Source organism: Nocardia brasiliensis NBRC 14402 (genome assembly GCF_000308475.2).
GTDB lineage: Bacteria > Actinomycetota > Actinomycetes > Mycobacteriales > Mycobacteriaceae > Nocardia > Nocardia brasiliensis.
This window is the reverse complement of sequence record NZ_BAFT02000095.1, coordinates 13925-39372: the sequence shown is the minus strand read 5'-3', so window position 1 is coordinate 39372 and position 25448 is coordinate 13925. Positions and strand designations below refer to the sequence as shown.

Here is a 25448-nt window from a genome sequence, read left to right as displayed (position 1 = left end):
TCCGCTGTGGAACCCCGCGCACGGTCCGAATATGTTTCGTCTCCGTGAATAGCTACCTGTTCGCCATGCCGGATTCACGGGATGTGGCAACCGTCGGGATTCGTTGTGTCTAGGCTGTTCCCCGTGCGAGGAATCGGGGCGCGCGGCGATACCCGAACCCGGGTGCGGGCGGCATCGGCGCTGGCGACAGCTATGGTCATGGCTCGGACCACCGGGGCGTTCTACGTCATGGGCGGTGTGCTGGGTCTGCTGATTACTGCGATCGCCCCGGGCGACGAGGGTAATCGGCCGTTGGTGGGCACGGCTGCGGCGATCGCGCTGACGCTCGGGCTCACCCTGCTCGCCTGGGGCCCGCGGCTGCCGCACTCGATCCACCACATGTACGTCGCGATCGCGACCGTGCTGGTGACGATTGCGGTCTACGCATTCCCGAACACCGTCGGCGCCATCAGTCTCGCCGCGTTCTACGTCTTCATCGCCTGCGACGCCGCGCTGTTCTTCGCGTGGTCGTATGCCGCCTCGCACATCGCCTTCGCGCTGGTCCTGTGTCTATGGGTGCTGCCGGCGCGCCCCGTCGAGCCGGGTTTGCCGTGGTGGTCCGGGCTCATCCCGGCGGGCGTGACGCTCGGTGTCGGCATCGTCGTCGGGATCCTCACCCGGATGGCGTCGGAAGCCGATATCGACGTGCTCACCGGGCTTTTGAACCGCCGCGGTTTCGATCGGGCGCTCAACTCCGCGATCGAGCAGGCTTCACGCACCGGTCAGGGACTGGCCCTCGTGCTCGTCGACCTGGACCGTTTCCAGAAGATCAACGACCATCTCGGCCACCGCGCGGGCGACGCCGTGCTCCAGCGCGTCGCCGACACCTGGTCGAAACTGCTTGCGCCGGAACAGCGTCTGGCCCGCTACGGCGGCGACGCGTTCGCGCTGCTGTTGCCGAACACCACCGAGCAGGCGGCCATCCTGCTCACCGAGCAGCTGCGCGCCGCGGTGACCACCGGGTGCTCGGCGGGCGTGACCTCCTGGCAGCCGGGCGAATCCGGCTCGCTGCTGGTCAGTCGCGCGGATGTCGGTCTGTACCGGGCCAAGCAGGCGGGCCGCAACCGGACGGTGCTCGAATCGTCGCGGCAACTGCCGCTCGCGGTGGAACTGCGCGAGGCGATCGACCGCGGCGCCCTCGACGTGCACTACCAGCCGATCGTCAGCCTCACCGAGGGCGGCGGCAAAGCGGTCGGCGTCGAGGCGTTGCTGCGCTGGTCGTCGAGCGCGCAACCCGACGTCACCACCGAGGGACTGATCCGCGTCGCCGAGGAATACGACCTCATCTCCGACCTGGACGAGCTGGTGTTGCGCCGCGCCTGCGCCGACGCCGCCCGGTTGCAGGACACCTTCGCGCAACTCGACCTCACACTGAACGTCAACGTGAGCGGGCTCGAACTGGCCGAAGCCGGCTACGCCGACCGGGTCGCCGGCATCCTCGGTGCTACCGGCTGGCCCGCCCATCAGCTCGTGCTCGAGGTGACCGAGAGCGAACTCGCCGCCGAATCGCAGACCGCCATCGCGAACCTGCACACGCTGCGCGAGCGGGGCGTGCGCATCGCCATCGACGATTTCGGCACCGGATACTCCTCGCTCAGCCGGCTCGCCACGCTGCCCAGCGACATCCTCAAGGTCGACCAGTCCTTCGTCGCCGCGATCCGCTCCGATTCGCCTGCGCCGCCGCTGCTCGGCGTGATCGCCGCGCTGAGCAGTGCGCTCGATCTGCAGGTCATCGCCGAAGGCGTGGAAACCGAGTACCAGGCCGCGGTGCTCACCGAACTCGGCTTCGCGCTCGCCCAGGGCTACCACTACAGCGACTCGCATCCGGTCGCCGAACTGATCAGCGACCTCAACGAGAACCAGGGGCGGGTCGGTCCCGGCACGCATGATCGCGAACTCGGCAACGGGGATTCCATGCACGCCGCCAATGGCTGGTTGCCCCTCGGTTGAGCCGCGGTCGGGTTGCCGCGGCAGATCGGCCCCGGCTGAACCGACTCCAGGTCCCGGCGGACGCCCAGGTCCGTAGCAGGTGGGTCTACGTCGCGTCGGAGTGTGGATAATCCGGTTGACCTGGGTTGAGCGGATGCGCATGCTGGGGGGCATGCGTTTGCTCGTTTACGGCTGTTGATCTGTCCGGACGGTGCTGGCCCGGCTGACGGGTAGCGCCGGAACAGTTCGTTCCCTCGCGGTTCGCGTGGTGCTCTTCAAGGGCATCGGTGAGCTGATTCCGTTCTATGCGGTGTACGCCCTGCTGTTCGCCGAGCACGGGTTGAGCACGGGGCAGATCTCGTCACTGTTCGCGATCTGGTCGGTCACCGCGTTCCTGCTCGAGGTGCCCTCCGGCGCGTGGGCCGATACCGTCTCGCGCCGGGCGCTGCTCGTCCTCAGCGGTGTCCTGCTGACCGCCGGCTTCGCCCTCTGGACCCTGGTCCCGACCTACTTCGGCTTCGCCTCGGGATTCGTACTGTGGGGCGCGGCAGGCGCTTTGGCGTCCGGCACCTTCGAAGCGTTGCTGTACGACGACCTGGTCGCGCGCGGCGCGCCGTCGACCTATCCGCGCCTGCTCGGCTACACCCGTGCCGCGTCCGAAACCGCCATCGTCATCGGCATCGTCGCCGCCACTCCGCTCTACCTCTGGGGCGGCTATGCCCTGATCGGGTGGTCCAGCGTAGTTTTCGCCGCCTTGCACACCCTGCTCGCCTTTGCTCTCCCCAGTGCCCCGAAATCCGTCTCCGCCGCGGCCATCGAGGAACTGGAAGACGAGGCGGGCGAGGAGGTTTCGTGCCAGGTGGACGTCAATTCGAACGCGGCCGATCGCGCGTCGGCCGACGATCGCGGCTGGATCGACACGGCGAAGCCCTACGCCGCCGGGCCGAGCGAAGCGTCGTCGGCGGTGCACGATCACCGCGCGGCGTCGAACGAGGCCGGCGCGCTGGTGGACCACGCCACGAGCCCGTTCGCGCGCTACCTGGCGATGTTGAAAACCGGTGTGGGGGAGGCTGTTCGGGTGCGAGCGGTGCGCAACGGCGTGTTCCTCGGGGCGCTGCTGTTCGGCGTGACGGCGTTCGACGAGTATTTCGCGTTGCTGGCCGAGGCGGTCGGCGTCACCACGGCGGTGGTGCCGTTGCTGGTGGGTCTCACGGTCGTCGGCTCGTTGGTCGGCTCGCTGCTGGCCGGGCGCACCGAAGGGATGTCGGCGCGCACCATGGCCTGCGCCGTCGGTGCCGGTGGGTGCTTGTTCGTCGGCGGTGCCTTGATCACCGGCTTGGCCGAGCACCACCCGGGCGTCGGGTATCTGCTTGCCTGCCTTGGTTTCACCGCAATCGGGGTGTCCTACGGCATCGTGTACAACGCGAGTATCGTCGCCGCGGCCCGGCTCCAGGACGCCATCGAGGGACCGGCCCGCGCCACCGTCACCTCGGTCTCCGGCCTGCTCGGTGAGGTCGTCGCCCTCGCGGTCTTCGCCTTCGCCGCCCTGGCCACCACCGTGTGCTCCCTCCCGGTGACCGTCGCCCTCCTGGGCGCCACCCTCCTGCCCATGGCCCTCGCCACCCCCGCCTGGCTCCCGCCGAAGCCCGCACTCACGGAATGAGGGGTTCCCGGTGTTCGGCCCGCAGCCCGTCGAGGGAGATGCGCAGCAGTCGATGCCACCTGTCCGGGTTGTCTTCGCCGGTGATCTGGACGGCGTGTCCCAGCGAAACCAGCAGGAGCAGCAGATCATCGGTGGTCACGCCGGGCCGCAGCACCTCGGTGCCCCGGGCGCGGAGTTGCTCGATGACGAGACGAAGCTGCTCGATGCCCTCCAGGTCGGGGTCCGTCCACGTGAGGGCGAAGTTCTCCACGATCGCGCGGTGCCGGGCGTAGCCGGTGAGAGCCTGCTGGTAGAAGTCGGTCAGGGCGGTCCAGGGATCCGTGGCGTCGATGGCCGCTTGCCGCGCGGATTCCGCCCACGTGGTGAAGTCCCGGCGCAGCACCGCGTGCACGAGGTCTTCCTTTTTCGGGAAGTGCCGGTAGAGCGTGCCCATGCCCACCCCGCTGCGGCGGGCGATCTCGCGGACGTCCACCGCCGTGCCGTGTTCGGCCAGTACCGCCGAAGCCGTCTCGACGATCGTCTCCCGGTTACGGATCGCGTCCACCCGGGGCGCGCGGCGTCGGCTGACGCTGTCCGGTGCTGCCATCCGGCCAGCATATCTCCTTATGTGGAGCATCTGCTCCGGTACGTGCTAGCTTAGCGGAGCAAATGCTCCGGATAGTGAAGTGAGATGTCATGTCCGATCAGTCCACCCCCGATATCAACGACTGGAACGCCCGCATCATCGCCGAGGTCCGGGCGAGCGGCGGGTACGCCGCGTGGAGTAGCGAGGCCGAATTCGCGGCGGGACGCCCTGTCCCCCCGCGGATCCCGGGCTTCGGTGACCGCCGCGGCATGCCGCTCATCCTGGTCCACCACACCGGCGCCAAGACCGGACGCGTCCGAATCAGCCCGCTGTTCTATCTGCCGGTCGGCGACAGCTGGGCGGTCTTCGGCACGCACGGCGGCAGCCCGCACCACCCGGCCTGGTATCGCAACCTCATGGCCGCCCCGCAGGTCGCCGTCGAAGCGGGCTCGGAAACGGTGTCCGCCGTAGCCCGGCGCACCGAAGGGGCTGAGCGGGCACAGATCTGGGCCGAACAGGTAGCGCTCGTGCCGAAGTTCGCCGACTTCGAGATCGCTTCCGGGCGGCAGATTCCGGTCGTTCTGCTGGAACGCGCCGGCCGTTAGCGCCGTTCGGCCTGGCGGCGCACAATCCTCACTGCGTGAGCGGTGCGCCGATCAAATGCTCTGCGGTGAGCAGGAATTGGTCGGTGGAGCGGTCGATGAGGTCGGTGCGGGAGATGGGAAGGGTGCCCGACAGCCAGCTGTTGGTCGTTTCCCAGAGGCCGCCGAGCAGGTGCGTGGCCGCGAATTCGGCCCGGTCCCCGGCATTTTCGACGATCTCCGCGCCGACCTCGGCGGCGCACACCGCCAGCATGATGCCCGCGAAGGAACGCATCACCTCGGCACGGCGCTGCAGCAAGGCGGGGTTCAACTGGGCTTCGACCGTGACGATGCGCGCCTTACGCGGACTGTCGGCGATCAGGTCGACGGCGGCGGCGATGGCGGCCCGGGTCTTGGCGCGGATATCGGCCGGGGTGGTGACGAACGCGGCGATTACGGCCTGACCGATCTCGTCGACGATGCGCTCGAACAGCTCGCTGAACACGACGTCGAGGTCGGTGAAGCTCTCGTAGTAGTACCGCTCGGACAGTTTGGCCTGCGTGCACAGCCCGGAGACGGTCAGTTTGGCGAAGCCCGAGGTGCCGATGAGTTCTTGCGCGGCGTCGAGCAGGGCCGCACGACGACGCGCGCGCCGTTGCTCGATGGGCACGCCGCCGTAGGACCGCGAGGTGGTAGCCACGGCACCATTCTGGCATACATCCTTGCCAGATATTCGATTTTGTGGGACGGTCTTGTCAGAATGTGCTCGACCCCGAGCCGAACCTCGATCCGACGGGTGAAGTGCAATGGCGCATGACAACCAGAAGCTGCCGACGCCGCAGTTGTTCACAGAGTTCCCGTTCAAATACGCGGTGCCGGTGCTGGCGCCCGGCGATCTGAGCTGCACCGCCGCCCAACGTGATTCGTTCCGTCGCTTCGCGCAGGTCGGTGACCCGCTCGCGGACGACGTGGTCGCGCTGTTCAAACGGCTGCCAGTCGGTGAAGGGCGCCGCATGTTCGAGATCGCGGTGGAGCGCGGTATCGACGCGGTGCCGGACGCGCCCGCCGAACTGGCCGCCTTCTTCGCGCAGGTGGAAGCGGACCCCTACTGGCTGGACCGGGACAAGATCGACCGCGGGGCCCGGGTGGTCGGGCGCACCAGCGTCTGGGGTGGCATCGCGATGGGCATGTTCGCCCTGATGGGTGGCTATCTCGCGTCCCGCGCGGACAAGACCCTCGTCGGCACCGGCGACCTCGATGCGATGGCGCCGCGCCGGCTCGCCGAAACCACCCAGTGGTGGCTGGACGTGACGACGCCGGGCGGGCTGGCGCGCAACGCCGTCGGCTACAAGAGCGTGCTGCGGGTCCGGTTGATGCACGCGCTGGTGCGGGCGGGCATGAATCGCAGGCCCGACTGGGACTACGACGCCTGGGATCACCCGGTCAACCAGGTGCTCACCGTCGGCACCCTCGGCCTGTTCTCGATGGCGAATCTGGTTGGCGCGCAAGCGCTCGGCCTGCGTTTCTCGCCCAAGGAGAAGGACGCGGTCTTCCAGCTGTGGCGCTACGTCGGGTTCCTGCTCGGTATCGATCAGGAAATCCTGCCGACCTGTGAGACCGATACCTGGCGCGCGTTCTGGATTCTCGCCGACACCGAATTCATCCCCGACGCCGATTCCCAGCGCCTGGCCCAAGCGTTGATTCCCGCGGCGGGCGGCCTGTTCATCGACAACACCACCGCGCCGCGCCGGGCGGTCCGTGCCGTGCTGACCAGCTACATGGTGGCCTACAGCCGGATCATCCTCGGCCGCAGCAACGCCGATTTCCTCGGCCTCCCGGACAGCCGCTTCTTCCAGAGCGCGGTGCTGGCGACCGCCGTCGTGAACGGCGCGCTGGAGGTGCCCCGCCGAATCCTGCCCGGCGCTACCCGCTTCAGCGAAAACCTCGGCGCGCGCGTCCGCACCCGCCTGGTCCGCGGTTCCATCGCCCGCAACGGTGGCGACCGCACCTACGCCCGCCACGACACCTACGCCCGCCCCGCACTCCGCGCGGGATAGGGATCGCGCCGACGGTCACGTGCTGCCTTGCCACGCGCCGAATGTCGCGCCCGGCAGCGGCCACAGCGGTGTGCAGTGCCGGCCCATCGACGGGTTTACCGGCAGGATGAACTGCGACGGGGCGGACTTCGGCGACGTCACAGAGGTGGGACGAGAACCTGCGGGGGCCGTCGCGTACCACTCCGGCGTCGTCAGTGAGCCTTACGGTTGCCCGCGGGCGGCGATGCCGACGGCCAGCAAGGTGAGGCCGCCGCCGACCACTGCGGTGACGGAAAGTCCTGCCGCAGTGGGCGTTACGACATCCAGGGCGACGGACGCCAGGAGTTGACCTGCCACCGAGGTGAGGCCGAGAAGGAGCACGCCGATCCACCGGACGGTGACGGCGGCCAGCGCGATGAAGGCGATGCCGATCACCCCGCCGAGGTAAAGCCAAGGCTGCGTGGGAAATTCGGCGGGCAGGCCGGAACCGAGCAGGATCGCGCCCTCGATGCAGACCAGCGCGACGAGCCCGACACCGAAGTTGACCGCCGTCGCCGACCACGGGCCGCCGACTTCGCCGACCCGCCCGTTTACCGCTTGCTGCCACGCCAGGCCGATTCCGGCCAGCGCGGGCAGAACGATCAGCAGCACGATCGGTGCACCCCGCAACGATTCCGGCACCGCGAGCGCGCCACCCGGCGTCGCGGCCCGGCCGAGCCCCGCGAGCAGCACCGCGACTATGCCGAGCGCCGCCGCCCCGAAGCGCAGCGGTGTGATGGCGGTGCGCCCGCTCGGCGCCAAGCCGAGCCGATCGACCACCAGGCTGCTCAGGAGTTGTCCCGCGACCGCGGCCACGGTGAACGCGGTGACCCCGATCGCCGCGACGGTGAGCCCCTGACACGCGACGAAGAACGCCCCGCAAAACCCACCCAGCAATTGCCACACCGGCAACCGGCCCGCCACCACCGCCTCCCGCACCCGCCCCAACCCGCCTCGCATCCGCCCACTCAGCACGAACACCGCCCCCAAAACCAGCAATCCCGAACCGAAGCTGATCACCGCGGCCGCCACCCCGTCCTGCAACCGCGCCCCCAGCGCCCCATTGATCCGCCCCTGCACCGCCACCCCCGCACCGATACAAAACGCACAGCCCAACCCCACCCGCACCCGTGCCGTCACCCCTGGCACGCTACCTGCGCGGCAGGTCAACCGGACTTCCTGCCCTCAGCGACTGCGGCGAGCTGTCACGATCCAGGCGCGGGAGTCGAAGTAGACGCCGGTTTCGGTGTGGTGGGCGGCGAGGGTGGTGCGCAGGCGGGCGCGGGCCTGTTCGGCGGCGGCGGGGTCGAGGGCGGCGAGCACGTCTTCGACTTCCCGCAGGCGGAGCACCGTCTCCAGGGCGGTGGTGGTGTCCGGGCCGTAGTAGACGGGTTCGTGCACGTCGGTGAAGGTGAGGTCGGTGCAGCCGGCGGCCTGCAGGATACCTTCGGTGACGGTCGGATCGGCGAGGGAGAACGCGTCCGGACCGCCGGGCGGAGCCGGTGTGCTGGTGAGGGATTCGCGGATCGCGGTGGCCCACTCGTTGCGCGCACGCTGCTGCCAGACGAGCAGCACCATCCGCGCGCCGGGACGCAGGGCCCGCCCGATATTGGTGAACGCGGCGACCGGGTCGGGGAAGAACATCGTGCCGAATCTGCTGATGCACAGGTCGAAATGCGCAGCAGGAAAGGGATGTACCTGGGCGTCGGCCAGTTGGTAGGTGACGTTGGTGCAGCCCTGTTCGGCGCTGATCCGTCGGGCTTGTTCGAGCATCGGCGCGGAGAGATCGACACCCAGCACGCGCTCGGCGACGCGCGCGGCTTCCCGCGTGGACTGTCCTGTCCCGCAACCGATGTCGAGCACGAGCTCGCCCGCGCCGACGCGGGTGGCGGCACGGAAGTGTTCGTTGTGCCGCCGCAATTCCGCGTCGTAGTCGAACAACTCCGGCATCATCGACCTCGTTCCGAATCGACCGGCCCGTCGCGCAGGACACCCCGCACCTGGTCGAGTGTCACTGTGTCCGGCTCGAATTCCGCCAGCCACCACGTGGCGCCCGCCGCGGCATAGGGTGCCGAATCGGTGCCGGCCGGGAGCGCGACCGCGATGTCGTACGGCGTCGCGGGTTCGGCACGCAGACCGGTGAGCGTGCCGACGATCTCGGCGACCTGATCCGGATGCTCGAGGTTGACCGGGAAGAATCCGTCGAGCCGGGCGGCACGTCGCAGCGGCGCGACCTTCCCGGGGAATCCCGCGGCCCACACCGGCACGCCGGGCCGCTGCACCGGCCTTGGCAGGAACGAGACGTCGTCGACCGTGTAGTGCTCTCCGTGGTGCCGCACCGGCTCGCCCGACCAGGCCGCGGCGAGAATCGCCAGCGACTCGTCTAGCAGCTGCGCGCGCCGCCGATCGTCGAGTTCCTCGCCGGTAGCGCGCAATTCGTCGCCGAACCGATTACTGCCGAGGCCGACGCCCAGCGTGAGACGACCGCCGCCGAGCTGGTCCAGCGTCGCGGTCTCCTTGGCGACCTTCGCCGGGCGGCGGCGGGCGAGCGGGGTGACCATCGGTCCGAACCGGAGGCGTTCGGTGGCGGTGGCGATCGCGGCCAGGGTGATCCACGGGTCGGCCGCCTGCTGGACCGGCGCCTGCCAGCGCAGATGGTCCCACACGAACACACCGTGCCAACCGGCTTCCTCGGCCTCGGCGGCCAGCCGCGCGACCGCGACCGGGTCCGCGAGTTCGTCGAACAGCGGCAGCCAGAGGGCGGACCGGAAGACGTCGTGCATGACGCAACGCTAGACCGGGGACGTCGGCCCTGAAAGCAGTAGTTTTCCGGGCAGGCCGGCGGTCAGAGCTTGCGCGAACGCAATTCGTGCCCCTTGGACGTCTTGCACCGTCCCGATTCCAGGTCCCATTGCCAGCCGTGCAGATTACAGGTGAGGGTATTGCCTTCTACCACACCGAATTTCGAGAGATCGGCCTTCAGGTGCGGGCAACGCCGCTGCACTTCCCAGCCGTCCAGTTCGGTGGACGCGGAATCGTCGTGCGCCTCGGAGAACCAGCCGTCGGCGTAGGCGATGCGCTCATCGGTGAGGCATTTGAAGAAGGTGTAGAGGAATTCGTTGTAACCGCCGATCCGCCACGCCTGGAAGCGGGTGGACAGGAAGATGGTGTTCACCCAGTCGGGTTCCCGGTCCCGCAGCACGGTGCGCACGAGGTCCGGCGCGATGCGGAAACCGTAGCGGTACTTGCCTTCGCCCTCGATCGGCCCGCGCACCACCCGCTTGGGGAAGTCCAGCACCACCGTCTCGTCGCCGAGCACCAGCCCGACGGGGTAACCGATGCCGTCGCAGATCAGATCGCTCTGCGCCATGATGGGCTCGAACAGTGCGCGCAACGGCTCCAGCAGCGGCGCGTCATTGGTTGCCCAGGAAGCCTTTTCGGCCGCCAGCACCGGCGCGAGGCGCTGCGCCATAAGCTCGATGTACTCGGCCTTGTTGTCGTAGATCAGGCCCGGCTCGAACGGATGGGTGAGCTCGAGCTCGCGCCCGCGCACGTCGGCGACCGAACCGGGGATCATCAGGATCCCGCCCTCGTTACCGTGGATGCGCATCTGCTCCAGGAACACCATCTGGTCCGGAAAGATGTTGCCCTCGTCGCCGCGGTCGTCGTTCAGGTAGCGCAGTTCGTCGTCGAGGAACACCGGCGGACCGGCCGACGGCACCACCCAGGTCGCGCCGACCTGCTCGATGTAGCTGCGGCAGCGATCCATGCCGCGCTGACGCTTCTGCTTGCCGAAGTTCGCCTTGGTGCGGTTCGGGATGTCGTAGACCATCGGATACCAGATCGCGCCCGAGTACTGCAGCAGATGGATATCGATGTGCCCGAACGCGTCGTGCAGCACGTCCATGTCCACGGGGCGGGCGTCGTTCATGTTGAAACAGGTGGTCTCGCCGTCGGAGACGACCAGTCCGGAGTCGCCGATCGGGCCGTCGGCGGGCGCGCGCAGCGCGATGATCATGATGTCGATATCGCCGCCCGGACCGGTGACCGTGTGCTTGACCGAATCCTCGGTCTCGAAGAACTTGGTGAAGCCCAACTTCTCCAGCTCGCGCTTCAGATCCGGCACCGGGTAGTCCGGCAGCAGCACGGTCGCGTCCTTGTTGACGTGCTCGGCCAGGTTCTTCGCGTCGAAGTGGTCGCGGTGCAGATGCGAGACGTAGAGGAAATCGCAGTTGCCCAGCTCGTCCCAGTCCAGCTGGGTGTTGTCGGGGAACGGGAACCACGAACCGAAGTAGGCCGGATTGACCCACGGATCGCAAAGGATCGACCCGGCCGCGGTGCGGATGTGGAATCCGGCGTGTCCGACGCTGGTGATCTGCACGAGCTGCTCCTCCTGAAGCGTTGCCAGCCATCCAGGGTAATGGCTGCGCCGAGCGGCCCGGTCGGCGGCCGCCGTGGTCCCGCGGCGCGCGACCACGGCGGTGCGCGCGCTACGACGAAACGTCGCCGATGCAGTAGCCCTGCGGTCCCGCCAGCACCGTGAAGGTACGTGTCTGGGTCACACCGGACGAATTCGTCACGGGCACGTCGACGGCGAGGTAGTCCCCGCGGAGCGCCTTGGAGCTGATCTCCTGATCCGCGAACTCGGTCGCCCCGGTGAGTTTGCCCGGGTTGTTCGCCAGCGGTGCGGCGACCGGCTTACCGGTGCCGCTGGGATCCCAGGCCGCGGGCGTGGCCTTGCACACCAGCGGATAGGTGCCGTCCTCGTCCGCCGGATCCAGCGGCTTGCCGACGAATCGGGCCAGGTAGCGCCGCACGGTGTGCCTGGCGTCGGCGTCGTTGTACTCGATCTCCGCGCCCCCGGTGGCCACCCGCGGGCAGGCGTAATCGGTGTCCAGTGCGGCGCGTTCGACGGTGACCGTGGTGCTCCGGTTCTGCCAGGTGACGCCGTCCGGGGTCGCGGTGCCCGGCTGCGCGAGCGCGGCCAGAATGGCCTGTTCGTTGCCGTACATGTCGGCGACATTGCGCGGCGCGATCGTCCAGCACTTGGCCTTCAGCTGATCGACGGTGCTGGTCGGCAGGTCGTCGGCCCAGCGCTGCACGGCTTGCGGGAGTTCGCGCACCGTGCCCGAGGTGGGGACGACCACCGCCGGGGTGGTCGTCGTCGGCGCAGTGGTCGGTACCGCGGCGGCCGGGGTGCTGACCGCGGCGACCGCGCTCGGCGCGTCGTCCTGCGGGATGCCGACCGTGGAGTCACAGCCCACGATGGCGAAGGCGCTGGTCACGGCTAATCCGCCGAGCGCGGCACGGCGGGCCGCCCGCCCTGCCTTCCGCGCTGATTCTTGTTCGCGTCCACACAGTTTCGGTAGGGCGCTGTCCACTTCGACGATCCTCTTCTCTGCCTCCGGCGGCGGGCCGTTCGGGGTCTGTGCCAAACCGGGTGCGGCCCACATCGTGATGGCGCACTGCCGGATGGGACAGTCTGCGACTACGCTAGCGGAATTGTGGAACCCGTCTACCGCACGATCATCGGCCTGGCCCGAACCGTCTTCTTCGTCGAGGGGCTGAAGTTCACCGTCAAGGGCGATGAACATATCCCCGCGCAGGGTGGTGCCGTGCTCGCGGTCAACCACACCGGCTATATGGACTTCACCTACGCGGGGCTGCCGGTGCGCACGCCCAAGCGCTACATCCGGTTCATGGCCAAGAAAGAGGTCTTCGACGACAAGATCTCCGGCCCGATCATGCGCGCGCTCAAGCACATTCCGGTGGACCGGGGCGCGGGGGCCGACTCCTACAAGGCCGCGGTCGAGTACCTGCAACGTGGTGAACTCGTCGGGGTCTATCCGGAGGCGACGATCAGCCGCAGCTTCGAGATCAAGGAGTTCAAATCCGGTGCCGCGCGGATGGCGCTGGAGGCGGACGTGCCGATCATCCCGATCGTCATCTGGGGCGCGCAGCGGGTGTGGACCAAGGGCTTCCCGAAGCGTCTGGGTCGCACCAACACCCCGATCTCCATCGCGGTCGGCGCGCCCATCGCGCCGTTCGAGCCCGCCGCGGAACTGACCGCGAAACTGCGTGCGACCATGCAGGAAATGCTGCTCGACCTGCAAAAGGACTACGTGCACGAGCCGGGCGCGTACTGGGTCCCGGCCCGGCTCGGCGGTAGCGCTCCTACCCTGGAAGAGGCCGACGCGCTCGACGCCGCCGAGGCCGCGGAAAAGGCCGCACGCAAGAAGTCGGCCTCGTAGCAGCGGAGAGTTTCGGATGGCGCGGGAACCGGTTTACGACCTACTCACCGGCCTGGTCCGCACCATATTCCTGGTGCAGGGCCTGCGGATCGATATCGCCGGACAGGAGCGCATCCCGCGGACCGGCGGTGCCGTGCTCGCCGTGAACCACACCGCGTACCTGGACTTCATGGAGGTAGGGCTGGTCGGCCGCAAGTCCGGCCGCAACGTCCGATACATGATGAAGGCCGAGCTGGAACACGGCATCGTCGGCTTTCTGATGAAGCACTGCAAGGCCATCGGCGTGGACCGCACCGCGGGCGCCGAATCCTACGGCCGCGCGGTGCAGGCGCTGCGCGACGGCGAACTGGTCGTGGTCTATCCCGAGGCCACCATCAGCCGCAGCTTCGAGTTGAAGGAATTCAAGTCCGGGGCCGCGCGCATGGCGATCGAGGCGGACGTGCCGATCGTCCCGGTGGTGATCTGGGGCGCCCACCGGGTGTGGACCAAGGACATCCCGAAAAAGCTGGGCCGCCACAACTTTCCGATCAACATCCGGGTCGGCACGCCCATCCCCGCCGCCGAACCCGCCGACACCCTCACCGCCACCCTGCGCACCGCGATGTCCACCCTGCTCACCCAGGCCCAGCACGACTATCCGATGGAGCCCGGCGCCCGCTGGGTCCCAGCCCGCCTGGGCGGCACCGCCCCCACCCTCGACCAGGCCGCCATCCTCGAACAGGAAGAACTCGCCCGCCGCCGCACCGCCCGCGACCACTAGTCCCACAGCGGTTGTCGACCGCTCGGTCCTGTGAGTTGGCTGGCAGCTGGACGGGAGGTTGCCGAGAGTTCGACCCTGATCGTTGTAGAGAGCCGTTGCGCGACAGTACTTTTCGGGTACGAACAGCGCTCTACGGAAGGTCGACCTCATGATTCTGCTCTCGCTGCTGGCCGCGACGGGAAGTGCCGCTGCGGCATGGGCCACCGGAAGTGCCGCGATGGTATTGGGAAACAGCGGGATCCTGCAGTAGCCCCCGGAAAAGCCGGACGGGACGGCACGTTCTGGGTGCCGTCCCATCCGGGTATCACGCTGCGGTGGAACGGAATCCGCGCAGCCGCAGGCTGTTGCTGACGACGAACACCGACGAGAACGCCATCGCCGCACCGGCCAGCATCGGGTTCAGCAGCCCGGCCATGGCCAGCGGGATCGCTGCCACGTTGTAGGCGAAGGCCCAGAACAGGTTGCCCTTGATGGTGCCGAGGGTCCTGCGGGACAACCGGATCGCGTCGGCGGCGGCGCGCAGGTCGCCTCGGACGAGGGTCAGGTCGCTCGCCTCGATCGCGACATCGGTGCCGGTGCCCATGGCCAGGCCCAGATCGGCCTGCGCCAGGGCCGCGGCGTCGTTCACGCCGTCACCGACCATCGCGACCACCTTGCCTTCGGCCTGCAATCGCTTGACGGTGTCGACTTTGTCCTGCGGCAGTACCTCCGCGATCACCTCGTCGATCCCGACCTGGGCGGCGATCGCGGCGGCGGCCGCCTTGTTGTCGCCGGTCAGCATGATCGGGGTCAGGCCGAGCGCACGCAGTTGCGAAATCGCCTCGGCCGAGGTCGGTTTCACGGCGTCGGCGACGACCAGCACGCCGCGTGCCCTGCCGTCCCAGCCCACCGCGACCGCGGTCTTACCGTCCGTCTCGGCCTCCTGCATGGCCTGTTCCAGATCGGCACCCAACCGCTGGGACCAGTCCGCGAGCAGCCGGGCCCGTCCGACGATCACCGCGTGCCCGTCGACCACGCCCTGCACACCGAGCCCTTCGATGTTCTCGAAGCCCTCGACCGCGGCCAGTTCGCCACGTTCCCTGGCGCCCTTGGCGATAGCCTGCGCGATCGGGTGCTCGGACGAATCCTCCAGCGCCCCGGCGAGTGCGAGCACCTCGTCGGCGTCTTCGCCGTCGGCCGCGACCACGTCGAGCAAGGTCATCCGGCCGGTGGTGACGGTTCCGGTCTTGTCCAGCACGATGGTGTCCACGCGCTTGGTCGACTCGAGCACCTCGGGTCCCTTGATCAGGATGCCGAGCTGCGCGCCGCGACCGGTGCCCACCAGCAACGCCGTCGGCGTGGCCAGCCCGAGCGCGCACGGGCACGCGATGATCAGCACCGCCACCGCCGCGGTGAACGCCGCCGCGACGGAACCGCCGGTGCCGAGCCAGAATCCGAGCGTCGCGACCGCCAGCGCCAGCACGATCGGCACGAAGATCCCGGAGATCCGGTCGGCCAGTCGTTGCGCCTGCGCCTTGCCGGTCTGCGCGTCCTCGACCAGTTTCGCCATCTGCGCCAGCTGGGTGTCCGAGCCGATGCGGGTGGCGCGCACCACGATTCGCCCGCCGACGTTCACCGTCGCGCCGACCACAGTGTCCTCGGGGCCCACCTCGACCGGCACCGACTCACCGGTCAGCATCGAGGCGTCGACCGCGGAGGAGCCCTCCAGCACCACACCGTCCGTGGCGATCTTCTCGCCCGGCCGGACCACGAAGCGATCGCCGACGGCCAACTGCTCCACCGGAATTCGCTGCTCCGTCGCGTCGCGAAGCACCGAGACCTCTTTGGCGCCGAGTTCGAGCAGCGCGCGCAGCGCGGCGCCGGCCTGTCGTTTGGAACGGGCCTCGAAGTAGCGTCCGGCCAGGATGAAGGTGGTGACGCCCGCCGCGGCTTCCAGGTAGATGCTGCCCGAACCGTCCATTCGGGAGATGGTGAACTCGAACGGGTGCGTCATGCCCGCCGTCCCGGCGGTACCCCAGAACAGCGCGTACAGCGACCAGCCGAAGGCAGCGAGGGTGCCCATCGACACCAGCGTGTCCATGGTCGCCGTGCCGTGGCGCAGGTTGGCCCACGCCGCCCGGTGGAAGGGCAGCGCGCCCCACACCACGACCGGTGCGGCGAGGGTGAGCGAGAGCCACTGCCAGTTGGTGAACTGCAAGGCGGGGATCATCGCCATCGCGATCACCGGCACGGTGAGCACCAGCGAGACCAGCAGCCTGGTCCGCAATGCGGCGGTCGGATCTGCTTCCACAGCAGCGGTTTCCGTGGGGGCGGGGTGGGCAGGGTCGCGCTGTACCCGGCCTGCTCGACCGTGGCGATCAGCTCGGCTGGCGACACATCGCCGGTGACGTCGACCCGCGCCTTCTCGGTCGCGTAGTTCACCGTCGCCGTGACACCGTCGAGCTTGTTCAGCTTCTTCTCGATGCGGTTGGCGCAGGATGCGCAGGTCATGCCACCGATCACCAGTTCGACCTGCCCGGTGCCGGGTGGTTGCGTCGCGGTGGTCATTGTGTGCTCCATTCTCTGCGGCGCAGTGGTGGATCGGCAGGTCAGTGGCCGTGGCCGGCGGTGGCGTGGGTGCCGTGGCCGTCGGTCGCGGGGGCGGGGGCGGCGGCGCCCGGCGCGACGGTCAGCGTGAATTCCGCGGTGCGGACCACGCCGTCGTGCTGGAAGTCCAGGAACAGCCGGTAATCGCCCGCGGTCGGTGCGGTCACGTAGAACGTGATACCCGGTCCGGCCGGGGTGACGCCGTCGCCGGGTGCGCCGTCCGGATGCACGTGCAGGTAGCCGAGGTCGGTGCTGCGCAGCGCGACCAGGTGGCCGTAGGCGCCGAGGTAGGGCTGCAGGTCGGTGACGGGCTTACCGTCTTTGCGGACCGTCAGCGTGACCTTCGAGGCCTGGCCGGGCGCGACCGTGCCGTCGAGCGTGACGGCGTAACCGTCGACCGTGCTGGTGGGCGCGGGTGCGGGCAGCGGCTGCGGGTCGTAGGCGCCCGCGACGCGCAGGTCGGTGCCGAGGGTCAGGTTCGCGCCGCCTGCCGGGGTGAAATCGGTGAAGACCCGGTAGTCGCCCGCGCGGGTCAGGTTCAGCGGGACGCTCCAGGTGCCGTCCGCGCCGAGCACCGGGTGCACGTGCTGGAAACCGGCCAGGTCGCGGCGGACCACGATCAGGTGCAGGTCTTTGTCGTGTGCGCGGGTGTAGCGGGTGAGCGGCGTGCCGTCCTGGGTCAGGATGCGGAACCGCAGCGGAACCGATTGCGCCGCAGTGGTGATCGGGGTATCGAGCCGCAGCGTGTATCCGCTTTCGGTGCTCATCATTCCTCCAGGTGCTTGGTCGGCGGGCGCGGGCCCGGCCTCGTGTGTCGAATCAGCGGCGTCGTCGTCGGGGCCGAATGCCGCGCCGGTCGCGAGTGCGATCCCGAAGACGGCGGCCAGGCCCAGGGCGAAGCCGGCGAACTTGGTGGACATGTTCATCGGATGCTCCGTTTCCGGGTCAGGCGGTGCGGCAGTGGCGACGGCGGCTCGGTCCGGGAAGGGTCACGGTGCTCATCGGTCCTCCTGCTGTCGGCTCGCTCTCGATGATTACCATACCCCCCTAGGGTACTAAGTCAAGCCCGTGACGGCGGATCCCCGCATGCGCCACGTCACACAACGAGAAAGACCGCCGCGCAGCGCTGCGCGGCGGTCTGGTCCGTCGAGGGGAACTGGGGGCGGGACCTACGTGGCGTGTAGGTTGCGGGCGGTGGGGGAGGTTTCGGTGGTCGCGGGGTCGGGGTGGGTGCCGAAGAGGCGATCCGCGGTGCCGGAGGTGGTGACGGTGAACCAGTAGTGCTCGTTCTTGTAGTGGTGGTGCCGATGATTACGCCAAACCGCCCGGTAGAGCGCGCCTTTCGGCTTGTAGTCGGTGTGGATCAGGTAGTGGGTCCACTCGTAGCCGAGCCCCAGCACCGTGATCGTCAATAGGAAGGTCAGGCCGAGCCCGAGGCGCGGAAACGCGAACAGCGCCAACGCGATCAGAACGACCACCAGCACCGAGAGAGTCTTGGTCGGGATGAAGATCAGCGGAATATCGCGCGGATCCACATGGTGCTCGCGGTGTTTGCGCGCCAGCTCGCTGTCGATCGCGATCGGGCCGAGCTGGCGCGGCCGCCAATGCAAGACGGTGACGTGCACGATCCACTCGAAAGCCGGGAACACCGCCAGCATCACCGCGGGCACCATCGCGTCGGTCACCTGCCAGTCGCCGACCAGGATGCGGCCGATCAGCGCCGCGATCAGCGTGCCGCCGATGAGCCACGGCGACGGATGGCGGAGGAACTCGCGTGCCGCCGCCCCGAGCGTGAGCCCCCGGCGCAGCGACCGTTCGTCCTTGCGCGCGCGCTCGCGCGCGCTCGCCTCCACCGGATCGCGTCCGACTGCTGAATCCTGTTTCCCAGCTGCGGGTTTCGTCATGGTACTTCCTCGATGAAGCGTGATCAGCGGCCGCCGAGGACCTCGATCAGAGCGGTGGTCGCCGGCTCGAGCAGCGCCCGAGCGATCTCGGCGGCCTCTTGCGGCCGGCCCGCCACAATGGCGGCGGCCAGTTCGCGGTACGCCCCGACATTGCCCACCTCGGCGGACATGATCGGAGCCAGCGCCACGAGCGCCGGTTCATAAGCGGCCCGCAACATGTTGAACATCAACCGGAACACAATGGAATCCGCCGCATCCACCACGTGATCCCAAAAATCCAACGCCAACCGCTGCCTGGCCACCGCATCCTCTTCCACCGCAAGCATTTCGACACTCGCAGTCAATGCGTCGAAGGGCGCGAGGCTTGTGTCCGCGGTGGTGGCTGTTCCGGCGGCGTCGGGTTCGGTGTGGGCGCGGGCGGCGGCGAGTTCGGCGACTTTGGGGCCGTTGTGCAGGCGTGCTTCCAGGATGCTGCGTGCTACGGCGGGATCCAATTCGCCGGCCTGCACCAGCAGCCGGGGTAGCACTTCGAGTCCGGCGCCGCGCCGATAGTCCAGCACGGTCGTCGCATCCCCTTGCCGCACCGAAACCAGGCCGGCCGCCGCCAGCCGCTGCAACGCCTCGCGCACCGCCGGCCGTGACACCCCCAGCGCTTCGGCCAATTGCCGCTCACTCGGCAGCGTCGCCCCCGGCGCCAACTCCCCACTCAGCACATCCGCCACGATCTGCTCGAAGACATCCCCCGATACCGACCGCTTGACCACAGGTTGCAACGCCATACCCCCACTCTGCACCCGCAAAGGTAAGGAGGTCAAGTGGTCAGACCAATTCGCGCACCAGCAAGCGCGAACACCGTCCACGAAATGCCGCAGTCGCGCAGCATGGCCAGCGGATAACAACTCCCGCGCCCTCCCCGACCTCGCGCACCCGTTTACGCAGGCCAGAGCCGGTGCGGGAACACCAAAGGGGTGCGTCCGCCCAGAACCCGGGCCGCACTATGTACCAAGCGACAGATGGCGGGATCACAGAGCGTTCGTACAGTTCACAGGACTTTTAAGGCCTGTGAACGGTATGGACAGTCTGTGAACCCACCGAGCCGCAACAACACCCACTCGAAAGCCGCTGCCTCCGGGCCAATCTCGAGAGCGGCACCACGGGCCGACGACCACGCTGGGCCGACACGCCGCGCGCCTGGCGTGCGCCTACAGCCGGGACGGCAGGCGACGCGCTCGGCATATCCCATGCAACGCCCGCGGCAGGGACACAAAACTGGGCGCGTGCGGCAATGCAGGAGTGGTGCGAGTTCGTCGCGGTTTCAGCTGGGGTCGGAGCCGCGGATGGCGGCCAGCCAGAGGGCGGCGGCTGCGGCGACGGTGGTGGCGGCGAAGAAGGTGAGGAGGTCGCCGCCGTCTATATAGATCCAGAGGAGGGCGGCGAAGGGGGCGGCGACGGTGGGTTGGGCGTCGAAGAGCAGGCGGCGGCGCAGGCGGGTGGCGGTGTGGGCCGGGACAGCGGGGTCGGGGCGGGACGGGTTGTCCACGAGGCGGCCCGGGGGTTCGGTGGCGCGGATGCGGCCCGAGGGATAGAGGCGGAGACCCGCGAGGTGAATGGTGCGGTCGGTGAGTTCGGCGCGGCCTTCGGTGAGCGTCAACAGGGCCGGATCGAAGTAGACGGGAAGCCAACGCGGCCTGCCGGTTCCACTGATCTCCAACCAGGACCGGCTGACCAGCCGATACTGCTGACGGATCCGCGAAACACCGACCTCGCGTGCGGTTCCCCCCGGCCAGAAGGCGAAAAGCCCACGCGCGACCCCGATCCGGTAGCCGGAATACCCGACGATCCCGAGCACCACCGTGGCAAGCGCCGCCACCTGGTCCGGATTGCCGAACGGCGCCCAGGCGAAGCAAACCGCCAGGGCGCCGATCGTCACACCGATCGGATAGGCCAGGGGCTGGCCTGATCCGAAAGTCACTTCAAGAAACCGATTTTCGTGTAGTCGTAGGTCGCGAGCCCGGCCGCACCGAAGTTCGCGAGGTTGTCGCGGACGGCGATGTTGCCGGGGGACTGGGTGAGCGGCAGCGAGTGCCCTTCCTCGAAGACCTTGCGGTCGACCTGATTCGCGAGCTCGATGGCCTTCTTCGGATCGAGTTCCGAGACGGTCTGTTCGATCAGGGCGTTCAGTTCCGGCGAGCCGATGCGTCCGTAGTTGCCCTGCACATCGTCCGGGTTGTAGGCCCAGATCTGCGACAGGCTGCTGAGCGGGAACGGGTCGCCCACCCAACTCCACTGGCCGACATCGAAATTGCCCGGGATGATCACATCGGTGAACAGGCCGTTGCCCGGCTTGGTCTCGATGTTCAGCTTGACGCCGACCTGCGCGAGGTTCTGCTGGATGATCTGCGCCAGCTGGACCCAGACGTCCTGGTTGTACATGACGTCGCGGATTTCCAGCTTGCGGCCGTCCTTTTCGCGGACGTCGCCATTGAGCTTCCAGCCGAGCTCGTCCAATTCCTTTGCCGCGGCGGCCGGATCGAACGGGAGGCTGTTGTCCTGGTAGCCCTCCTGGCCGCGCATGTAGACGTGGTTGTTCAACGGCTGCGGATTCTCGACCAGGCCGTTCTGGATGGCGGTCGCGATCGCCTGCCGGTCGATGGCCTTCGAAATGGCCACGCGCAGTTTGGCGTCGGCGAGGATGGAGCCGGGCGCGCCGTTGAAGGTCAGATGCGACCACTGGTTACCGGGCGCGCGACGCACCACGATGCCGGGGGTGTTCTCGGCGGTCTTGCGCTCGTCCCGGCTGGCGATGCCGACGGCGTCGATCTCGTTGTTCTGCAAGGCGGGCAACTGCGCCGAGTTGTCGAGCACGCTGAAGGTGATGGTGTCGAGCTTCGGCTTGTCGCCCCACCATTTCGGGTTGTGTCCCAGCACCACTCGGTTCTGCGACCGGTCCACGGACTGCACGATGAACGGTCCCGCGCTCGGTCCCGGGTCCTGCAGCAGACCCTTGTTGAAGGCTTCCGGCGTCGCGGTGACCGACTTGGGGAACAGGAACGTAGTGCCCGCGAATTGCCCACGCCAGTCGGCGTAATGCTTCGCGAAGGTGATGACCGCCTGTTTGTCGTCGACGCCGCGCTCGACCTTCTCCACCCGGTCGAAGCCGGCCGTGGTCGCGATCAGGAACGACTTGTCGGCACCGCTCATCGCGCGTGCTTGCGACTGAATGTCTTCCCAGGTGATCGGGGTGCCGTCGGACCAGACCGCCTTCGGGTTGATGGTGTAGGTCACCACCTGTTTCGGCTCGGTGCTGGTCAGCTGGATATCGGTGAAGTAGTCGGTGTTCACCGAAAGATTGGCCGCCGCATCGGTTTTGAACGCGCGGGGCATGGTCGGCCGAAGTAGCGCGGCGGTGTCGGCGTCGTTGCCGTCGTTGTTCAGCCCGTTCCAGTTCTGCGGCAGCGAGCTGAGCGCCAAGCGCAGGTTGCCGCCGTCGCGCAGCTCGCTGACATCCTTGGGGTTGATGTCGTTGGTGGTGCCGAGCGCGTCGGAAGAGCCGGCCGGCGCACTGGTGTCGTCGGAACTGCAGCCTGCCGCGATCAAACCGATGGCGACCAGCGGAATCGCCAATCGCGTTGTCCATGAACGAACCCGCATGTTTCGCTCCTTCCCGCAGGCGTGCTGCGTAGTCACTTGACGAAACCGATCTTGGTGTAGTCGTAAGACGCCAGTCCAGCCGCGCCGTAGTTGGCGAGTTCGGCGCGGACGCCGACGTTGCCGGGGGTTTGGTAGAGCGGCAGGGAATGCCCTTCTTCGAAGATCTTCCGGTCGACCTCGTTGGCCAGTTCGATCACCTTCTGCGGATCGAGTTCGGAGACGGTGCGTTCGATGAGCGCGTTGAGTTCCGGCGAACCGATGCGGCCGTAATTGCCTTGCAGGTCATCGGGGTTGTACGCGAACACCTGGGCGAGATCGCCGATCGGGAACGCGTCGCCGACCAGGGAGAACTGGGCGACGTCGAAGTTGCCCGGGCGGATGACGTCGGTGAACAGGCCCTGGGCGGGCCGGGTGTCGATGATCAGTTTGACGCCGACCTGGGCCAGATTCTGCTGCATGATCTGCGCCATCTGGACCCAGCCCTGGCTGTTGAGCATGACGTCGCGGATCTCGAGTTTGCGGCCGTCCTTCTCCCGGACGTCGCCGTTGAGTTTCCAGCCGAGTTCGTCGAGCATCCGCGCGGCTGCGGCCGGGTCGTAGGCGATCGGCGCCGAATTGTCTTGGTAGCCGGCCTGTCCGGCGAGAAAGACGTGGCTGTTCAACGGTTTCGGATTCTCCACCATCCCGTTGTGGATGGCGGTGACGATGCCCTGCCGGTCGATCGCCTTCGAAACCGCAATGCGCAGTTGACGATCGGCGAGGATGGCGCCGGGTGCCCCGTTGAAGCGCAGGTGACCCCAGAAGTTGCTGGTCGCCCGGCGGATCGCGATGCCGGGGGTGTTCTTCGCGGTGCGCACGTCGTCGATGGTGCCGAGCCCGACGGCGTCGATTTCGTTGTTCTGCAACGCGGGAATCATGGCGGCGGAGTCGAGCACGCTGAAGGTGATGGTGTCGAGCTTCGGCTTCTCACCCCACCAGTTCGGGTTGTGGCCGAGCACCACGCGGCGCTGGGTGCGATCGACCGACTGCACGACGAACGGGCCTGCGGTGAGCTCGATGCCGTCGATCAGGCTCTTGTTGAACGCTTCCGGGTTCGCGGTGACCGACCGGTGGAACAGGAACGCCTCACCGGCGAATTGCCCCTGCCATTCGGCGTAGGGCTGTTTGAAGGTGATGACGGCCTGCCGGTCGTCGGCACCGCGTTCGATCTTCGCCACCCGGTCGAAGCCGAACGACTGCGCGACCAGGAACTGCTTGTCGGCACCGTTCAGCGCGGCGCCCTGAGATCGCATGTCCTCCCAGGTGATCGGCGATCCGTCCGACCACACCGCTTTCGGGTTGATCGTGTAGGTCACGACCTGCGGGTTGGTGCTGGTGAGCTGGATGTCGGTGAAGTAGTCGGTATCGATCGTCAGCTTGCCCGCCGCATCGGTCCGGTAGGCGCGCGGCATGGTGGGCCGCAGGATGCTGCTGATCGAGGCATCGTTGCCGTCGATGGACAGCGTGTTCCAGTTCTCCGGAATCGCCGATGTCGCCAGCCGCAGGTTGCCGCCGTCGCGTAACTCGTCGCGCCCCTTGGGGTTGATGTCGTTGGTCGTGCTCAGCGCGCCCGTCTCACCTTGCGCGTGGCCGTCGTCGTCGGTGCTTGCACAACCACTGACGAGCAGGCCGAGCGCGACCATCGGAACGGCGAATCGGGTTGCGGCCGAACGTCTCCACAGAGAGGTCCGGCCGGATACGGCTTGGCTCACTTCACAAATCCGATCTTGGTGTAGTCGTACGACGCCAGCCCCGGTGACCCGAAGTTGGCGATATCGGCGCGCACGCCCCAGTTGCCTTCGGACTGGGTCAGCGGCAGCGAATGCCCCTCCTCGAACACCTTGCGGTCCACCTCGTTGGCGAGTTCGATCGCCTTCTTCGGGTCCAGTTCGGACAGGGTGCGATCGATGAGGTCGTTGAGTTCCGGCGAGCCGATCTGGCCGAAGTTGTTCTGCCAGTCGCCGGGATGGAACCCGTAGGTCTGCGGAATGCTGCTGAACGGGAACGCGTCACCGACGAAGATGAACTGCGCGGCGTCGAAGTTGCCCGGGATGATGACATCGGTGAAATAGCCTGCGCCGGGCTTGGTATCGATCACCAGCCGGACGCCGATCTGGGCCAGGTTCTGCTGGATGATCTGCGCGATCTGCACCCAGACGTCGTCCTTGTACATGACGTCGCGGATCTCGAGCTTGCGGCCGTCCTTTTCCCTGGTGTCGCCGTTGAGTTTCCAGCCGAGCGCGTCGAGTTCCTTTGCGGCGGCGGCCGGATCGAAGCCGAGGCTGTTGTCCTGGTAGCCCGCCTGGCCTTCCAGGAAGACGTGGCTGTTGAGCGGTTTCGGCTGCTCCACCAGCCCGTTCTGTACCGCATTCGCGATGCCCTGCCGGTCGATCGCCTTCGAGATCGCCACGCGCAGTGCGGGATCGGCGAGGATGGAGCCGGGCGCGCCGTTGAAGGTGAGGTGGCGCCAGCGATTACCGGGTGCGCGCCGGATGGCGACATCCGAGGACCGCCGAAGCGTGGTCACATCGTCGAGGGTGCGCAGCAGTGCGGCGTCGAGCTCGTTGTTCTGCACGGCCTGCACCCAGGCGGTGCTGTCGAGCACGCTGTAGGTGATGGTGTCGAGTTTGGGCTTGTCGCCCCACCAGTTCGGGTTGCGGCCCAAGACGATCCGGCCCTGGCCGCGATCGGTCGATTGGACCAGGAACGGACCCGCGGTCGGCCCCATGTTGTCGACCAGACCCTTGTTGAAGGTCTCCGGGTCGGCCGTGACCGACTTGGGGAACAGCGACATGTTCCCGGCGAACTGCCCACGCCACTCGGTGAACGGCTGCTCGAAGGTGATGACCGCCTGCCGGTCGTCGACGCCGCGCTCCACCTTGGCCACCCGGTCGAAGCCGACGGTGATGGCGATCAGATAGCGCTTGTCGGTGCCGTCCAGCGCCTTCGCCTGCGCCGCGATGTCCTCCCAGGTGATCGGATTACCGTCGGACCACACGGCTTTCGGATTGATCGTGTAGGTGACCACCTGCGGCTCGGTGCTGGTGAGCTGGACGTCGGTGAAGTAGTCCTTGTTGATGGTGAGCTCACCGGCCGCGTTCGTGTGGAACGCGCGCGGCATCAACGGCCGTTCGATGTCGGCGATCTCACCGTCGTTGCCGTCGATGGACAGCGTGTTCCAGTTCGCCGGAAATGCTGTGGTCGGCAGCCGCAGATTGCCACCGTCCCGTAGCTCGGCGGGGTCCTTCGGGTTGATATCGCTGGTGCTGCCCAGCGCGCTGGTCACCCCGCTGACCGAGCCGCCGTCGTCCGCGCCGCAGCCCGTCGCGACGAGGGTCAGCGCGACCAACGCGATCGCGCAGCGCGGTGCCAGTGTTCGGCTCGATCGGACCCTCATCGCGCTCC

20 protein-coding genes and 1 pseudogene are annotated in these 25448 nt (G+C 67.9%); 6 read left to right on the top strand and 15 right to left on the bottom strand.

Annotated features, from left to right (window positions below):
* Positions 1-198 precede the first annotated feature (198 nt).
* Both TY25_RS32215 and TY25_RS32210 read left to right on the top strand, forming a co-directional pair.
* Positions 199-1989: a putative bifunctional diguanylate cyclase/phosphodiesterase gene (locus TY25_RS32215; protein ID WP_226887106.1), complete on the top strand. Its 1791-nt coding sequence runs from the start codon at positions 199-201 to the stop codon at positions 1987-1989.
* A gap of 244 nt (positions 1990-2233) precedes the next feature.
* Entirely contained in the window at positions 2234-3631 is a 1398-nt protein-coding gene (locus TY25_RS32210; protein WP_042262559.1) for an MFS transporter, read from the top strand.
* On the opposite strand, the gene TY25_RS32205 is transcribed toward TY25_RS32210, so the two are convergent.
* Positions 3621-4217 carry a TetR/AcrR family transcriptional regulator gene (locus TY25_RS32205; RefSeq protein WP_042262556.1) on the bottom strand — a complete coding sequence of 199 codons (597 nt, stop codon included), beginning with the start codon at positions 4215-4217 and terminating at the stop codon, positions 3621-3623. The two genes, TY25_RS32210 and TY25_RS32205, sit on opposite strands and share 11 nt — an antisense overlap.
* An 89-nt stretch (positions 4218-4306) precedes the next feature.
* Here TY25_RS32205 and TY25_RS32200 point away from each other — a divergent pair, with 89 nt between their 5' ends.
* Entirely contained in the window at positions 4307-4801 is a 495-nt protein-coding gene (locus TY25_RS32200) for a nitroreductase family deazaflavin-dependent oxidoreductase (protein ID WP_052383339.1), read from the top strand.
* 28 nt (positions 4802-4829) lie between these two features.
* Here TY25_RS32200 and TY25_RS32195 read toward each other — a convergent pair whose 3' ends face one another.
* Positions 4830-5477, bottom strand: a complete 648-nt coding sequence (locus TY25_RS32195) for a TetR/AcrR family transcriptional regulator (RefSeq protein ID WP_042262555.1) — start codon at positions 5475-5477, stop codon at positions 4830-4832.
* 106 nt (positions 5478-5583) lie between these two features.
* On the opposite strand from TY25_RS32195, the gene TY25_RS32190 reads away from it, so the two are divergent.
* Entirely contained in the window at positions 5584-6834 is a 1251-nt protein-coding gene (locus tag TY25_RS32190; RefSeq protein WP_042262554.1) for an oxygenase MpaB family protein, read from the top strand.
* Positions 6835-7035: 201 nt separating this feature from the next.
* On the opposite strand, the gene TY25_RS32185 is transcribed toward TY25_RS32190, so the two are convergent.
* The 5 genes from TY25_RS32185 to TY25_RS32165 form a co-directional block, all read right to left on the bottom strand.
* Positions 7036-7992, bottom strand: coding sequence for a DMT family transporter (locus tag TY25_RS32185; RefSeq protein ID WP_226887105.1), 957 nt, complete (start codon positions 7990-7992; stop codon positions 7036-7038).
* Positions 7993-8037: 45 nt separating this feature from the next.
* On the bottom strand, positions 8038-8805 hold the full coding sequence (locus tag TY25_RS32180) for a class I SAM-dependent methyltransferase (RefSeq protein ID WP_042262547.1): 768 nt from the start codon (positions 8803-8805) through the stop codon (positions 8038-8040).
* Positions 8802-9635, bottom strand: coding sequence for an LLM class flavin-dependent oxidoreductase (locus tag TY25_RS32175; protein WP_042262546.1), 834 nt, complete (start codon positions 9633-9635; stop codon positions 8802-8804). Before TY25_RS32175 ends, TY25_RS32180 begins: the two co-directional genes overlap by 4 nt.
* A 62-nt stretch (positions 9636-9697) precedes the next feature.
* Positions 9698-11233 carry a Rieske 2Fe-2S domain-containing protein gene (locus TY25_RS32170; protein WP_042262587.1) on the bottom strand — a complete coding sequence of 512 codons (1536 nt, stop codon included), beginning with the start codon at positions 11231-11233 and terminating at the stop codon, positions 9698-9700.
* A 109-nt stretch (positions 11234-11342) separates the two neighbouring features.
* Complete coding sequence (locus TY25_RS32165) at positions 11343-12137, bottom strand: hypothetical protein (protein WP_226887103.1); 795 nt, start codon at positions 12135-12137, stop codon at positions 11343-11345.
* Positions 12138-12356: 219 nt separating this feature from the next.
* Here TY25_RS32165 and TY25_RS32160 point away from each other — a divergent pair, with 219 nt between their 5' ends.
* Complete coding sequence (locus tag TY25_RS32160) at positions 12357-13103, top strand: lysophospholipid acyltransferase family protein (protein WP_042262543.1); 747 nt, start codon at positions 12357-12359, stop codon at positions 13101-13103.
* Between the two features lie 16 nt (positions 13104-13119).
* Positions 13120-13863 carry a lysophospholipid acyltransferase family protein gene (locus TY25_RS32155; RefSeq protein WP_042262541.1) on the top strand — a complete coding sequence of 248 codons (744 nt, stop codon included), beginning with the start codon at positions 13120-13122 and terminating at the stop codon, positions 13861-13863.
* Positions 13864-14167: 304 nt separating this feature from the next.
* Here the strand turns inward: TY25_RS32155 and TY25_RS32150 are convergent.
* The 8 genes and pseudogenes from TY25_RS32150 to TY25_RS32115 all read right to left on the bottom strand — a co-directional run bounded on the left by TY25_RS32150 (position 14168) and on the right by TY25_RS32115 (position 25440).
* Positions 14168-16410, bottom strand: a pseudogene (locus TY25_RS32150) (heavy metal translocating P-type ATPase).
* A gap of 41 nt (positions 16411-16451) precedes the next feature.
* A complete protein-coding gene (locus TY25_RS32145) occupies positions 16452-17375 on the bottom strand; it encodes a DUF8832 domain-containing protein (RefSeq protein WP_042262538.1) in 924 nt (307 codons plus the stop codon).
* A gap of 243 nt (positions 17376-17618) precedes the next feature.
* Complete coding sequence (locus TY25_RS32140) at positions 17619-18353, bottom strand: sterol desaturase family protein (RefSeq protein WP_226887102.1); 735 nt, start codon at positions 18351-18353, stop codon at positions 17619-17621.
* Positions 18354-18376: 23 nt separating this feature from the next.
* Positions 18377-19132, bottom strand: coding sequence for a FadR/GntR family transcriptional regulator (locus TY25_RS32135; RefSeq protein WP_042262531.1), 756 nt, complete (start codon positions 19130-19132; stop codon positions 18377-18379).
* Between the two features lie 536 nt (positions 19133-19668).
* Positions 19669-20325 carry a hypothetical protein gene (locus TY25_RS32130; RefSeq protein WP_052383337.1) on the bottom strand — a complete coding sequence of 219 codons (657 nt, stop codon included), beginning with the start codon at positions 20323-20325 and terminating at the stop codon, positions 19669-19671.
* Entirely contained in the window at positions 20322-22004 is a 1683-nt protein-coding gene (locus TY25_RS32125; RefSeq protein ID WP_042262530.1) for an ABC transporter family substrate-binding protein, read from the bottom strand. Before TY25_RS32125 ends, TY25_RS32130 begins: the two co-directional genes overlap by 4 nt.
* A gap of 32 nt (positions 22005-22036) precedes the next feature.
* Positions 22037-23686 carry an ABC transporter family substrate-binding protein gene (locus TY25_RS32120; RefSeq protein ID WP_042262527.1) on the bottom strand — a complete coding sequence of 550 codons (1650 nt, stop codon included), beginning with the start codon at positions 23684-23686 and terminating at the stop codon, positions 22037-22039.
* A 65-nt stretch (positions 23687-23751) separates the two neighbouring features.
* On the bottom strand, positions 23752-25440 hold the full coding sequence (locus tag TY25_RS32115; protein WP_042262524.1) for an ABC transporter family substrate-binding protein: 1689 nt from the start codon (positions 25438-25440) through the stop codon (positions 23752-23754).
* Between the last annotated feature and the right edge of the window lie 8 nt (positions 25441-25448).